Origin of the sequence: Paenibacillus ilasis (assembly GCF_043195395.1) — a bacterium.
GTDB lineage: Bacteria > Bacillota > Bacilli > Paenibacillales > Paenibacillaceae > Paenibacillus_AQ > Paenibacillus_AQ lautus.
Genome location: NZ_JBHDJG010000001.1, coordinates 2051849 through 2064795 on the forward strand (window position 1 = coordinate 2051849; position 12947 = coordinate 2064795).

Sequence of the window (12947 nt, forward strand, 5' to 3'; positions counted from 1 at the left end):
GCGGCTTTTTTGTTTAAATAAAGTCTTTGATAAAGAGGGGCATTTCGTCTGCCGAAAAGCCGTATGGGAATCAGGACTATGCATGACGCTAAATATGTGTACCATATGTTAAATTTTTTCAGTGTCTTCTTCATTGTAAACGCTTTAATATCGATTTATGACCGACTGAACAGGAGGAGGAGTTATGAAGGTTGCAGGACGTTTCTGCAGGGTGTTATGGATAGTCGTCATGATGGTGTCGGCAGCTGGATGCATGGCGGGGAGGAACGGAGCTGACAGCAGAATGTCCGAATCGGAACGACCGTTTGACAACGTGCGGATTACCGCATATATGGCCAAAAACCCGGTTGCGGATATCCTTCGCGCCCATCTTCCCGAATTCGAGAAGGAGACGGGCATCAAGGTTGATTTTCAAGCGTTGACCAATGAGCAGCTCAGCCAAAAGATGTTCGTACAGATGACGGTAGGTAGCGAAAGTCCCGACGTGTTCATGATCCGGCCTTTGGAAGAGCTGAGTCTGTATGAGAACAATGGCTGGCTAATGCCCTTGGAATCGTATGCCGTATCGGATCCACGTTACGACTTTGCCGATTTTTCGTCAACGGCGCTGGAATCGGTAACGGTGAAGGAAAAGCTGCTTGCCGTCCCGCTTTCAACCGAGCAGCAGATTCTATTTTATCGCAAGGATTTGCTGGAGAAAAAAGAAATCGAAGTGCCGCAGACTTTGGACCAGCTGGAAGCGGCGGTCAAGCAGGTGCACGATCCCGAGCGTGGCGTCTACGGTTTTGTTGCAAGAGGGCAGCGAAGCGCTCTCGTCACCCAGCTCTCGTCCTTCGTATACTCCGAAGGCGGAAATTTTACGAATGAGGATCAGGCGGTACTGAACTCAAAGGAAGCGGTCAAGGGAATTGAACGGTATGTAAGGCTACTCGGAAAATATGGTCCACCGGATGTGCTGAACTACAGTTGGACTCAGTCCGCGGAGTTGTTCGCTCAAGGAAAGGCGGCGTTTTTCACCGATGCCAGCGCGATCTACCCCATGCTCACGCAATCAGGACTGGCGAAGGAGAAGATTGGGTATGCGCTGTTTCCGGCAGGCGAAGCCGGCCGCAAGCCCTACAGCACTACCGCTTGGGGCATTGCGATCAATGCGAAATCGGCCCGCAAGGATGCGGCCTGGGCTTTCATCGAGTGGGCCTCGGGCCGGGACATGGTGCTGCAAGCCCAGAGGATTGGTAACCCGGGAGCCCGGAGCTCGCTGTGGCATGACAAGGAAGGCATCTCCGGCTTTCCGGAGGAGCTGATTCCGGTAATCAATGAATCCATCCCGATCGGAATGAGTTATGATCGTCCAAAAGTCATTTACGTGAAGGAAGCACGGGACATTATCGGCAGCGTTGTGGTGAAGGGACTCATCGGCGAAGATGTCGGGGTTGCTGCGGAGTCGGCAAACGTTCAATTGCAAGAACTGATCGACAGCGAGAAGTAGAGCGAATCGCTCTGACACGGGGGTATGTTTTTTGATGAAGCGGTTAAGGACAAGTACGTTTGCGAAGCTAACAACACTGCTGGCGGTCTTGGTTATTCCGATTATTTTGCTGTATGCCTACTCCCATCAGGTCAGCATCAACGTCGTTCGTTCGGCTGTGGAGGAGGGCCAGCGGAACCGACTGACGTTCTTCATGAGTCAGATGGACAACATGATCGATCAGCTAACCAAATATTCGGTGATTGCGAGCAATGATGACGGGATCAAGAGTTATCTGGCGGAGCGCCCACGGAGCACCCTCATGGAACGAATCGACAGCCAGCAGCGGATCACGGATATGTTGAATATGCAGATTGCAACTAGCAGCTGGGACAGCCAAATCCTTATGTACGTAATGCAGTATCAAGAATTGCTGACTACCGACTTGTCGGCAAGGTATGATGCCGAATACTTGGCTAATGCGCATGAGCAGAACTGGTCTTATCATCGGGATTCGCGAGGACAAGCCTTTTTCAGCTGGATGAGAACGTCCGCTTCTTCGCAGGATCTGATCGTGGAGGTCCGTTTCACCGACCAGAATCTGGTCAATATGCTGAATCGGTTGAAACAGGATGGGGACAGCGAGCCATTCCTGTATGCACCTGACCGAACCGTTATTGCCAACAGCACATCGGTCGAGGAGACGATACAAATGGCGGCCGGCATCCTGAACGAGATGCAGCTTGGGGAAGAGGGCAGCCGAATCGTGCAATCCGGGCAGGGCAAATATGTAATGAATTACGTCTTGTCCAGCAGTTTGGGCTGGTATCTGGTGGATTTCGTCCGACTGGACAGTGTTTATTCTCCGATCACTTTAAGCAGCACCCTCTTTTACATTTCCGTATCGCTCCTGCTTGTTCTCGTCTTACTGCTGACCTTGTTGTTGTACCGCAATGTTCAGCGTCCGATTTCCCGCCTGCTTCATGCGGTGAGAAGGATCAGGGACGGTCAATATATGACGCGTCTGAAGGATGCGCCGAAGAATGAATTCATGTATCTGTTCCATTCCTTCAATAATATGGCGGAGCAAATCGAGGAGCTCATCGAACGGGTATACAAAGAGTCTTTGCGATCCAAGGAAGCCACGCTTAAGCAGCTCCAATCGCAAATCAACCCTCACTTCCTGTATAACTGCCTGTTCTACATCAAGAACATGGCAAATCTCGGTGAGAAGGAAGCTGTCGTGGCCATGGCCCTGAACTTGGGGGAGTATTACCGGTACACGACTCGACTGGAAAACCCGACCGCGCCGCTTGAAGAGGAAATGAAGCTGGTAGACAATTATTTAACGATTCAGATGCTGCGGCTTCAGCGCCTAACCTTCGAGATCGAGGTTCCCGAAAGAATGATGCAGCTTGAGATTCCGCGCTTACTGCTCCAGCCTATCGTGGAGAATGCCGTCATTCATGGCGTCGAGGATCAATTGGATTTTGCGATGATTCATATTTCCGGAGAAACCGAAGGGAGTCGATGCAGAATCAGAATTGACAACAACGGCCAGGGCATGGACGTTGGCATCATCGACAAGCTGAAGCGGCAGGTCGAGGAGCCCTTGAACGAAAGCGGGGGATTCGGCCTGTGGAACATTCATCAGAGACTGATCACCCGGTACGGCAAACATGCGGGTTTGACCTTCTCGGAATCGCCGTCGGGAGGGCTTCGCGTAGAATTATGCTGGGAAGATCCAAGTAGAGCAAGGGGGGATGATGTTGTATACATTGCTGATCGTTGATGATGAAGCAAGCGTGGTAGAGGGGCTGGCGCATACGATACCTTGGCGTACAATCGGGATTGATGAAGTGCGCAAGGCATACTCCGCTTTCGAAGCGCTGGAAATACTGCAGACGCAGCCGGTCGACATTATGATTTCCGACATCACGATGCCACGGATGAACGGGCTCGAGCTTATCGAGATCACGAGATCGAGATGGAAGAAGATCAAAACGATCCTGCTGTCCGGTTACGCTGAGTTTGCTTACGCGAAAGAAGCCATAACGCTTGGCACTTACGAGTACCTGCTTAAGCCCGTCAGCGACGAAGTCGTGCTTGAAAAAGTAGGCGGAGCTGTGGAATCGCTGCGGCAGGAGCGTGAGTCCAGCGAAACCTACAACCGTGCGGTTCAGGCTTTTCGAGCTAATCTGCCTCAAATTCGAGGCGAATTCCTGAATCAGCTGCTTCAAGGCATGAAATCGCCGAAGAACGTTTGGGCCGAAAAACTGGAGCTGCTTGAAATGAAATCCGCCATCGGCAATCAAGCGGCCTTGATGCTCGTACGGATGGAGGACCGTCTGACGGAAATGAGTCCTTATGACTCCTCCATCATGGAGTACGCGATCGGTAACATGGCGGACGAGATCTTCGGGGAACGGTTTCGGTTGTGGCGATGCAGGGACATACACGGATATCTCGTCTTTTTTGTTTTTGTAAGCGATGAATCGGCGGACAGGATGCACCCCCATGAGCATGCACAGGAAAATGAACTCAAGCATCTCGCGGCGCAGTTACAGATGAACGTCAGCCGTTACCTGAAAGGAACGATCTCCGTCCTGATAGGAAAACGAGGTTCCTTTCCGGAAGATGTCCGAAAGCTGTACCAGGACAGTCTTTTCGCTTTGCGCCGCCATATTGGCAGTCACAGTGATATGTTCGTTTACGCAGAAGATGAAGAGGAGCTTCATCCGGTCCGTTCCTTGCAAAAGTGTTATGAGCCCCCGCTTCTCCCTCATCTGCTGGAATCCGGCAGTTGGAAGCAGATTAAAGAGAAGCTTGAGCAGATCCTCAAGGAATTGTCGCTCGCGCACAGCCAATCGCAGGAGCATGTAATCGAAGCCTTTTTCTTTATATACTCCTCGCTAAGCGCGTATGCGCACAAGAACGGACGCGGTCTGGCCGATATCGTCGGAGCGTCCCTTGCGGACGTAACGGGACTGTCGCAATGCACAACCGCGGCCACGCTCGGCAAATGGGTGGGTCAAGTGCTGCCTCTACTGGAGTCTAGCGCCGAACAGGCAACCCGCAGCGACCGGAGCGCTGCCGTGTCCCGGATGAAACGGTTCATACGGGACCATCTGTCTCAGGATATTTCCCTGCAAGCCATTGCGGATCATATGTATATGCATCCGGTTCACGTGTCCCGCCTCTTTAAAATGGAGACCGGATCGAACTTGAGTGATTATGTGCTCCGGTTGAAGATGGAGCAAGCGGCCGAGCTGCTGGCCGACCACTCCTTGAAGAGCTTCGAAGTTGCCCTGAAGCTGGGATACCACAACCCGAACTATTTTATTCGGGTGTTCAAAAAGTATTATTCCGTGACGCCCCAAGAATACCGAAACAGCTTGGAAGCCGGAAAGCCCTAATAAAGCCTGTATACCGTCCGTTTCCAGCCATGCGTTTGCGCTGGAAGCGGGCTTTTTTTGTGTAATTCGGCCGCTGCTTTCGATAGCGTTATCATGTTAAGTAAGGAGAGGGGATGTTAAGCCTATATCATTTAACCCTGTTTATGAAGCCCTTACAATGAATGGTGTAAGGACATTCCACTATATGCTGAGGGGTGAACATGATGAAGATGAAGAAAACCTCTATACGATGGATAACGGCAGCTTTAACCATGTTATTGATGGCAGGATGCAGCGTAGGGGGAACGGGAGACAGCGGATCGGGGAATGCCGATCCGGGGAAGGAAACCCTGACATTCTGGATGAAGAAGCAGATGTTCGAAGAGCAAAACCAGATGATCCAAGAGAGGGCAAAGCAGTTCGGAGAAGAGCATGACGTGAATGTCAACGTGGAGTTTATCGCGTACGAGGACTTTTATCCGAAATGGTCGGCAGCCATCGAATCGGGTACAATGCCGGACGTCTCTTTCTTCGGCTACCAGGAAGTCGGACAATTCTACGCCAAGGACGTTCTCGAGGATGTTACCGACGTTGTGGTCAGCGTGGAGAAGGCAAACGGGGAAATACAGGACAGCCTGAAAACCTCCGTAACGTTCGAGGACAAGCTATACGGAGTGCCGTTCTGGACCGAGTCCACGGCTTTATATTACCGTAAGGACATGCTTCAGGCTGCCGGGTACAGCGAGCCGCCCGGAACCTGGGAAGAATTCCGCGAAATGGCGAAGGCACTCTCGGATCCTTCCAAAGGGATATACGGTGCAGGGCTCGGTTACGGGAAAGGCAATTCGGATGCCGAATGGCTCACCCGGGCGATCATCTGGTCCTACGGAGGTTCCCTCGATACCGAGGACGGCAAGAACGTGGCGGTGAATTCGCCCGAAACTCTTCAGGCGGTTCAGCTGATCAGGGACATTTTCATCGAAGATAAGGTGACGCCTCCAAGCTCCATCGGATGGGATGACAGCGGCAATAACAAATCGTATTTAAGCGGCCAATCAGCCATGATCTTCAACGTAGGAAGCTTGGCTGCGACGATCAAGAACGATAATCCCGAATTGTACGAGAATACAGGGATCGCCATGCTGCCCGCAGGACCGAAGGGAGCCGTAGTGCCTGGCATTAGCAATAATCTGGGCATATTCAAGGCATCCCGGAACAAGGAGCTCGCCAAATCCTTCATCGAATATATGGCGGACAAAACGTGGTACGGCCAGTGGGTGCAGAACGGGGCTCCATTGACCGGTCCGATCTACACGGATCTGGCAAACGAATCCGTCTGGCAGGAGGAGAAGAACAAAGGATTCGTCGACTCCATCGCACATTTCGCTTTCCTTGGATACCCCGGGGAGTATAATCCGAAAGCTGGAGAGATTTATAACCTTCGATATGTCAACGACGTCTTCCAAAAAATGCTGCTGGATTCAGGCTTCACGGCTCAGCAAGCAGTGGACGAATTACAGAGTAAGATCGAGGCGGTATACGCGAAGTAGGGTTATGACTTAGCCGCGCATCAGGCTACCGCAGTCCGAATACAAGGCATCGATGCAAGGTCCGTGGCTGCGGACGAGCCTGAAGCGACAGAAAGAAGGTGCTCTCCATGAAAAGCTTGGAAGTTCAAACCTCACCGGGGAAGCCCCCGGCGCCTAGGCGGGAACAAGGCGGTACAAGCAGCAGGCTGGCCTACCTCCTCATGAGTCCGGTACTAATTTATTTGCTGGCTGTCATGGCGCTCCCTTTTTGCTGGGCGGTCTATCTTAGCTTGACCAATAAAGTAGTCGGCGTTCCCGAAACGTTCATCGGTTTGCGGAACTATGCGGAGCTGTTTACCGATTCCGTGTTTTGGAAGGCGGTATGGAACACCGTTGTCTTTACGATGGTGGCGGTCATTCTGAAAGCGGTGTTCGGAATGATTATGGCGCTCGTGCTCAACGAGAATATCGTCGCCCGAAACTTTTTCAGGGTGATGCTGTTTCTTCCGTGGACCATTCCGACGATCGTTTCCGTTTTTACCTGGCAGTGGATTTATTCCGACGTCGGCGGCGTGCTGAATGCCATCCTCCTCAAAACAGGGATCATCGACAGTCCCGTCGGCTGGCTGGCCACACCTGACCTGGCCATGTTCTCCGTCATTCTCGTCAACGTGTGGCGCGGCATTCCGTTCATGGGCATTGCCATTCTGGCCGGCCTGCAGACGGTGTCCAAAGAGATGTATGAAGCCGCCATGCTGGATGGAGCGGGAGCAGTCAAGCGGTTTTTCTACATGACGCTCCCCTCGGTAAAAGAAGTGACCATTCTATCTTCCGTTATCACCACCATCTGGACGCTGAACGACTTCGAGATCATCTGGCTTCTGACACGCGGCGGCCCGGACAACGGCACGCAGGTGCTGTCCACGCTTAGCTATACCGTTGGCTTTCTGAACATGAGTCTCGGTAAAGCCATTGCGATATCCCTCATTACGCTGCCGCCTCTGATCATGCTGATCCATTATGTGACCAAGCGTTCGCTGGCGTCCGACAAGTAAGGAGTGATCTTGATGAAGAATTCGCTCGGCAAGCAAATTACGGTATACTCGACGCTCGCGCTGCTGCTAATATTCGCGCTCTTCCCTTTATATTGGATGGTGATTACCTCTTTCAAGTCCAACGGGGAGATCTATTCCATGACGCCTACGTTTTGGCCGAAGGAATTTCTCGGCACCGCCTACGATAAGCTGATCAACGAAAAGGGATTTATGACGAATATCAAAAACAGCTTGTTCGTCTCATTGATCGTATCCTTGTTCTCGATTACGGTCAGCATGCTGGCTGCGTATGCGATCTCCAAGCTCAAGTTTAGAGGGAGAAGCTTCATCTCCAAGAGCATCCTCTATGCGTACCTGATGCCGAGGGCCGTTCTGTTTATCCCGCTCTACATGCTGGTGACGGCAATCGGCATCAACAATTCCATTTACGGCCTCATGCTGATTTATCCGACGATCACGATTCCGTATGCTACTTGGATGCTCATTTCCTATTTCAAATCCATCCCGGACGAAATCGAGGAAGCGGCCATGATCGATGGATGTTCGAGAATCCGTACGATGACCCACATCATTTTTCCATTATCGGCGCCGGGCATTGCGGCTACCTTCATTTTTTCATTCACGTTATGCTGGAGCGAATATTTATACGCTTTGGTCGTTGTCACTAAAGGCGCAGACAAGACGATCACGCTGGGACTGTCGGATATGATCGTCGGCGACGTATTCGCGTGGGGACCCCTGATGGGCGGCTCCATCATTGCATCGATTCCGGTCATCGTGATGTATCTGTTCACATCGAAATATATGGTAAGCGGAATGACGGTAGGAGGAGTTAAATAATGAATGCGAAAAGGGTATTAGTAACGGCTACGAATTACTCCAAACTGTGCGCGGATGCGAAGCGGCTGCTCGAGAGCCATGGATGCGAGATTATCGAGAATCGTTTCGGACGTCCGCTGACGTTCGAGGAGCTGAAGGAAGTGGTTGGATCGGTCGACGGCGTCATCGCCGGCGTGGACACTTGGAATGAGGAGGTATTCAAGCTTGCCCCGCAGCTTCGAGGCATCGCCCGTTTCGGCGTCGGCGTGGACAATATCGATTTGGGGGCTGCAAGGAAATATGGAATACAAGTGACCAATGTACCAAGGGGCAATGCCAACGCGGTGGCCGAGCTGGCGATCGGATTGATGATCTCGGTCCGCCGGCACATTCCGGCGCTGGATCGATCGACGAAGAACGGCGGCTGGGAACGCTTTGTCGGCTCCGAGCTTGCTGGGGGAACGATCGGCCTTCTAGGGTTCGGTAATATCGCCCAGCTCACCGCGAAGAAGTTAAAGGGTTTTGATGTCGAGATTATCGCTTATGATAAATATCCAGATACAGCCAAAGCTTCGGAATACGGCGTTACAATGACAACCTTCGAGCAAGTGCTGGCGCATAGCGACATCGTCAGCATGCATCTACCTAGCCTGTTAGAGACGCACCATATTATGAATGACAAGGCTTTTGCCAGGATGAAACCATCCGCTATTTTCATTAACACCGCGAGAGGAGCCGTCGTGGATGAACAGGCGCTGTCCCGGGCGCTGTCTTCCGGAGTTATCGCCGGGGCGGCCATCGATGTCTACGAGTCCGAGCCCGTATCCGCCGACCATCCGATTCTGCAGATCGGAAACCTGATTACGACGCCGCACACCGCAGCCGAAACTTTCGAGACGTATACGCGGGTCAGCATGATAACCGCTCAGGCATTGCTTGATATATTCGAAGGAAGGGAACCGCAAAATATACTCACATCAAAAGAATAATGTTCAACCATTGATACGAACCATTCGGGAGGGGACGCATATGTATCAGATAATTACCGACGGCAATTGGCCGGTTATGCTAACGCCGTTTACGGAGCAGAACGAAGTGGATTACGAGGCCTTGGAGCGGCTTATCGACTGGTATATCGAGCGGGGGGCCGACGGCCTGTTTGCCGTATGTCAATCCAGCGAAATGTATACATTGACCCTGGAGGAGCGCGTATTGATCGCCGCCTTCGTCAAAGCGAAGGCGGCCGGCAGGGTACCGGTCATTGCATCGGGTCATGTATCGGATGCGTTTGATGATCAAGTAGCGGAGCTGAACGCAATCGCGGAAACCGGCGTCGACGCCGTGGTCCTAATCACGAACCGGCTCGCCGCTGCTGAGGAATCCGATGACGTGTGGCTGGCGAATCTCGATAAGCTGCTCGCGCGCATTCCGGAACACGTACCTCTCGGACTGTATGAGTGTCCAGCCCCGTATCGGCGCCTTCTGACGCCCGAAATGCTGAGGACATGCTCGGATACCGGACGCTTTCGGTTTATCAAGGACGTGAGCTGCGACCTGCAGCTATTCGGGGATAAACTCGAGGCGGTCAAGGGCGGGAGTCTGAAAATCTTCAACGCCAACACGGCGACGCTTCTGGACAGCTACAGGCTCGGCGCTTTCGGCTTCAGCGGCGTGATGGTCAACTTCCACCCTGAGTTGTATACGTGGCTGTTCCGAAATTGGGAGAGTCAACCGGAAGCGGCAGGGGAACTGTCCGATTTTCTCAGTGTGTCGTCATTTCTTGAAAGGCAGCTCTATCCAGTGAATGCCAAGTATTATCTCATGCTGGAGGGCGTACTGACGAACTATCGCTGCCGTTCGAAAAATCACGAAGAGTTCAGTGCCACCAACCGGTTGGAGGTCGAGCAATTGTACCGGGTGTCCAAACAATATGCCCGGAAGTATCCCGTTTTTACTTAAAGCGATTTAGGGAAATATAGCGTTGGAGAGTAAAAGTCGCCTATCATGGCGGCTTTTTTACAGGCGCTCAATTATGCAAGTGAATGATGAAAGCAGCACGAGTGATAGTCACCCGTGCTGCTCTTCCATTCTAAGATCCAGACTTCTTAACGACAGGGATCCAAACTTCCATTTCATACATGCTATTGCCTCTATCGTAAGTCATTTCAAACTCAGGACCATTTGCCGGTTCGTAATTGCAGGTTGGAAACCACTCTGCCCAAATGCGCTTCCACAATGCATGGATCCCGCTTTGCCCGTCGGGATAAAGGCCGGTTGAGAATATCGCGTAGGTTTGAGGTGGGATAGAGAGCCTTTCAAACCCTTCCGGCATGCCACTCTGGGGTATAAAGTAACCGATCAGGTAGGAAAATTCTCCACCTTCCTTGTTGTATAGTCCCCCATGAATCTGACCATTTTCCCCCAGACCCGCAGCTGTTCGGATTCGATCAACAGTGCCGTCGGATATGCACTTCGTCCAAAAAGCAGGTATATCAACAAAAGGATTATCGCCATCGCTATTCACCAGGGTTGATATGCCGAACATCTCAAAAGCCTGTTTTTCCTCTATTCTGTAATTCATCTCAACATCTCCTCGAATCGAAATGTGAAAGGATAACCGAGGATAGGCCTTCAGTGTAACTCCTTTGTCGCACGCTGACATTGGCATCACACCGTGCATTTTTTTAAACGCTCTAGAAAATGCTTCAGGCGATTCGTAACCATACTTTAAAGCGATGTCGATGACCTTTGTACCGCTCTGCTGCAGTTCAAATGCGGCAAGGGTCAGCCGCCTGCGTCTAATATACTCTGAAAGCGACACATTCGTTATGAACGGAAACATTCGCTGAAAATGGTATGTTGAGCAGCAGGCAATTCTAGCCACGATATCGAAATCAATCGTATCAGACAGGTGTGTTTCTACATACTCCATAACGTTGTTCATACGATCCAGCCAATCCATATAGACCATCCTTTCAAAATTGAGTATAGGGGATGGTAACCAATGAAACCTTGCAATCCATGCACCGAAATATCATGTTCGAGAGGATATGAATAAATCCTTTTTTGTTGATTATTAATTTCAACGATGATCTGCCCAGATACAGTTTCCATGGGATTTCATTTTGCCAAACGAACGGAAGAGTGAGTATACTATAAGAATGGATTGATGGAGTAAACCAGATATGGTAAATAAAGGTGGACACATATGGCTAAATCCGACCGGTATACTTTTCAAAATAAAATGAAGCGTATGGTGACCGACCTGCGCCAAAAAATTAAAAACGGCATTTACGCTCAGGGCGATTATCTTCCGTCGGAAATGTCTTTGATCGAGCTGTACGGTCTAAGCAAAAATTCAGTCCGGCAAGCGCTGGACCAGCTGGTCCAGGAAGGGTTGATCGTTAAAGTGCCCCGGGTGGGCACCCAGGTGGTTGCCTCTACCGGACAAGTCCGGAAGATTCGTTTCGGCATGTATCCATCTCTATATGCAGAGGCGGAAATGGAGGCCTTGCTTTCCCTATTTCAGGAGCGGCATCCGGATATTTTAGTGGAAATCGTGGACTTGCCCTATGAACATGCGGAAAGCATCGCGAACCTGATGCGGCTTGGTATTGTGGACGTGCTGTCCGTCAACATGCAGGATATGATGCACTTTCAGGAGAGCGGACATACAGGTCTGTTTCTCCCGCAGCAGCCCTATGCGTCAACCTACACTTTTTTGCATGCTCCCTTCGTGGATGCTGAAGGCCAGCTGGCGGCACAGCCGTTCATTCATTCTCCTGTGATATTGGCTTACAACAAAGAACATCTTCGGGAAAAACGCCAGTTTGAGCCGGACAGTGGTTGGAGCTGGGACGATCTTCAGCGAATGCTGCAGGAGTTGAAAAGCCCCGGACGTTACAGTCTGGCCCTGCAATTGTATTCGCTGAACCGATGGCCCATCTTCCTCATGCAGAGTAGAGGCGATATGGAGATTGATTCGTCATGGAGCCGGGCGATCGAGGGTCTGTCCTGGCTCCGCGGGCTGATTCATGAGGACGGCATGTTCCCGTTAGCGCTGGCTCAAGGGGCTTTTGAAGCGGAGAATTTGTTCCGTGAGCAGAAGGTCTCCGTCATCCTGACGACGTATTATCTGCTCAACCAGCTGAAGGGAGCGTCCTTTACTTATGACGTGGCGCCTCTGCCGCATTTTGATAATGGGACAACTCTGCTATTGGGCACCGGGATCGGGGTAAGTGCTCACTCCAAAGAGCGGGATCTGGCCCAAAGCTTTGCCGATTTTCTGGCCTCCGATGAAGTGCAGGAATACATCCGCAGGCATTCGTACAGCCTACCAGCAAACCGCTATATTACCGAGAATGTAGACCCGGAGCTGGAGGGACGGCCATCCCGTCTCAACCTGCACCGTGAAATGGCTCATCTATATAAGACCTGCAAAGATATACCACTAAGCCTGGATGAGATGCTGCTGTTCCGCGAACAATTGAAGCAATACTTCTCTTATCTGATCGATGAGGAAGAGCTGATGTCCGTGCTGGGAAGTAAAACAACAAGAGACAAATGGATTCATAAGCTGTGACCACCGTGGTCACAGCTTTTTACTTTATAGTATTTAAAAGTTTTAGCGATGCTGAACGATTCTATTATTTTAAGATAATGACCAGATAAGAACCAATTG

10 protein-coding genes are annotated in these 12947 nt (G+C 51.2%); 9 read left to right on the forward strand and 1 reads right to left on the reverse strand.

Annotation, left to right across the window (positions count from 1 at the left end; genetic code table 11):
- Positions 1 to 184: 184 nt before the first annotated feature.
- The 8 genes from ACETK5_RS09655 (at position 185) to ACETK5_RS09690 (ending at position 10225) form a co-directional block, all read left to right on the forward strand.
- Positions 185 to 1489 (forward strand): ABC transporter substrate-binding protein, encoded by a 1305-nt coding sequence (locus tag ACETK5_RS09655; RefSeq protein WP_394055318.1) that lies wholly within the window; start codon positions 185 to 187, stop codon positions 1487 to 1489.
- Positions 1490 to 1523: 34 nt separating this feature from the next.
- Positions 1524 to 3260, forward strand: a complete 1737-nt coding sequence (locus tag ACETK5_RS09660; protein ID WP_394055320.1) for a sensor histidine kinase — start codon at positions 1524 to 1526, stop codon at positions 3258 to 3260.
- The gene (locus tag ACETK5_RS09665; protein ID WP_394055322.1) at positions 3235 to 4884 is read left to right on the forward strand and encodes a response regulator; all 1650 of its coding nucleotides are present in this window, start codon (positions 3235 to 3237) and stop codon (positions 4882 to 4884) included. The genes ACETK5_RS09660 and ACETK5_RS09665 overlap by 26 nt, the downstream gene beginning before the upstream one ends.
- Positions 4885 to 5087: 203 nt before the next feature.
- Entirely contained in the window at positions 5088 to 6413 is a 1326-nt protein-coding gene (locus ACETK5_RS09670; protein ID WP_243390729.1) for an ABC transporter substrate-binding protein, read from the forward strand.
- A gap of 107 nt (positions 6414 to 6520) precedes the next feature.
- Positions 6521 to 7447, forward strand: coding sequence for a carbohydrate ABC transporter permease (locus ACETK5_RS09675; protein WP_394055325.1), 927 nt, complete (start codon positions 6521 to 6523; stop codon positions 7445 to 7447).
- 12 nt (positions 7448 to 7459) lie between these two features.
- On the forward strand, positions 7460 to 8287 hold the full coding sequence (locus ACETK5_RS09680; RefSeq protein WP_071218478.1) for a carbohydrate ABC transporter permease: 828 nt from the start codon (positions 7460 to 7462) through the stop codon (positions 8285 to 8287).
- Positions 8287 to 9255, forward strand: a complete 969-nt coding sequence (locus ACETK5_RS09685) for a phosphoglycerate dehydrogenase (protein ID WP_100537573.1) — start codon at positions 8287 to 8289, stop codon at positions 9253 to 9255. Before ACETK5_RS09680 ends, ACETK5_RS09685 begins: the two co-directional genes overlap by 1 nt.
- Positions 9256 to 9295: 40 nt before the next feature.
- Positions 9296 to 10225: a dihydrodipicolinate synthase family protein gene (locus ACETK5_RS09690; protein ID WP_100537572.1), complete on the forward strand. Its 930-nt coding sequence runs from the start codon at positions 9296 to 9298 to the stop codon at positions 10223 to 10225.
- A gap of 130 nt (positions 10226 to 10355) precedes the next feature.
- Here ACETK5_RS09690 and ACETK5_RS09695 read toward each other — a convergent pair whose 3' ends face one another.
- A complete protein-coding gene (locus ACETK5_RS09695; RefSeq protein WP_100537571.1) occupies positions 10356 to 11228 on the reverse strand; it encodes an AraC family transcriptional regulator in 873 nt (290 codons plus the stop codon).
- 246 nt (positions 11229 to 11474) lie between these two features.
- Between ACETK5_RS09695 and ACETK5_RS09700 the strand changes: the two genes are divergently transcribed.
- Positions 11475 to 12848 (forward strand): extracellular solute-binding protein, encoded by a 1374-nt coding sequence (locus tag ACETK5_RS09700; RefSeq protein WP_100537570.1) that lies wholly within the window; start codon positions 11475 to 11477, stop codon positions 12846 to 12848.
- Positions 12849 to 12947: the final 99 nt, after the last annotated feature.

Bases quoted from the DNA above. Each gene is read 5' to 3' on its own strand.
- ACETK5_RS09655 (WP_394055318.1), top strand. From the start codon at position 185: ATGAAGGTTGCAGGACGTTTCTGCAGGGTGTTATGGATAGTCGTCATG.
- ACETK5_RS09660 (WP_394055320.1), top strand. From the start codon at position 1,524: ATGAAGCGGTTAAGGACAAGTACGTTTGCGAAGCTAACAACACTGCTG.
- ACETK5_RS09665 (WP_394055322.1), top strand. From the start codon at position 3,235: ATGTTGTATACATTGCTGATCGTTGATGATGAAGCAAGCGTGGTAGAG.
- ACETK5_RS09670 (WP_243390729.1), top strand. From the start codon at position 5,088: ATGAAGATGAAGAAAACCTCTATACGATGGATAACGGCAGCTTTAACC.
- ACETK5_RS09675 (WP_394055325.1), top strand. From the start codon at position 6,521: ATGAAAAGCTTGGAAGTTCAAACCTCACCGGGGAAGCCCCCGGCGCCT.
- ACETK5_RS09680 (WP_071218478.1), top strand. From the start codon at position 7,460: ATGAAGAATTCGCTCGGCAAGCAAATTACGGTATACTCGACGCTCGCG.
- ACETK5_RS09685 (WP_100537573.1), top strand. From the start codon at position 8,287: ATGAATGCGAAAAGGGTATTAGTAACGGCTACGAATTACTCCAAACTG.
- ACETK5_RS09690 (WP_100537572.1), top strand. From the start codon at position 9,296: ATGTATCAGATAATTACCGACGGCAATTGGCCGGTTATGCTAACGCCG.
- ACETK5_RS09695 (WP_100537571.1), bottom strand. From the start codon at position 11,228: ATGGATTGGCTGGATCGTATGAACAACGTTATGGAGTATGTAGAAACA.
- ACETK5_RS09700 (WP_100537570.1), top strand. From the start codon at position 11,475: ATGGCTAAATCCGACCGGTATACTTTTCAAAATAAAATGAAGCGTATG.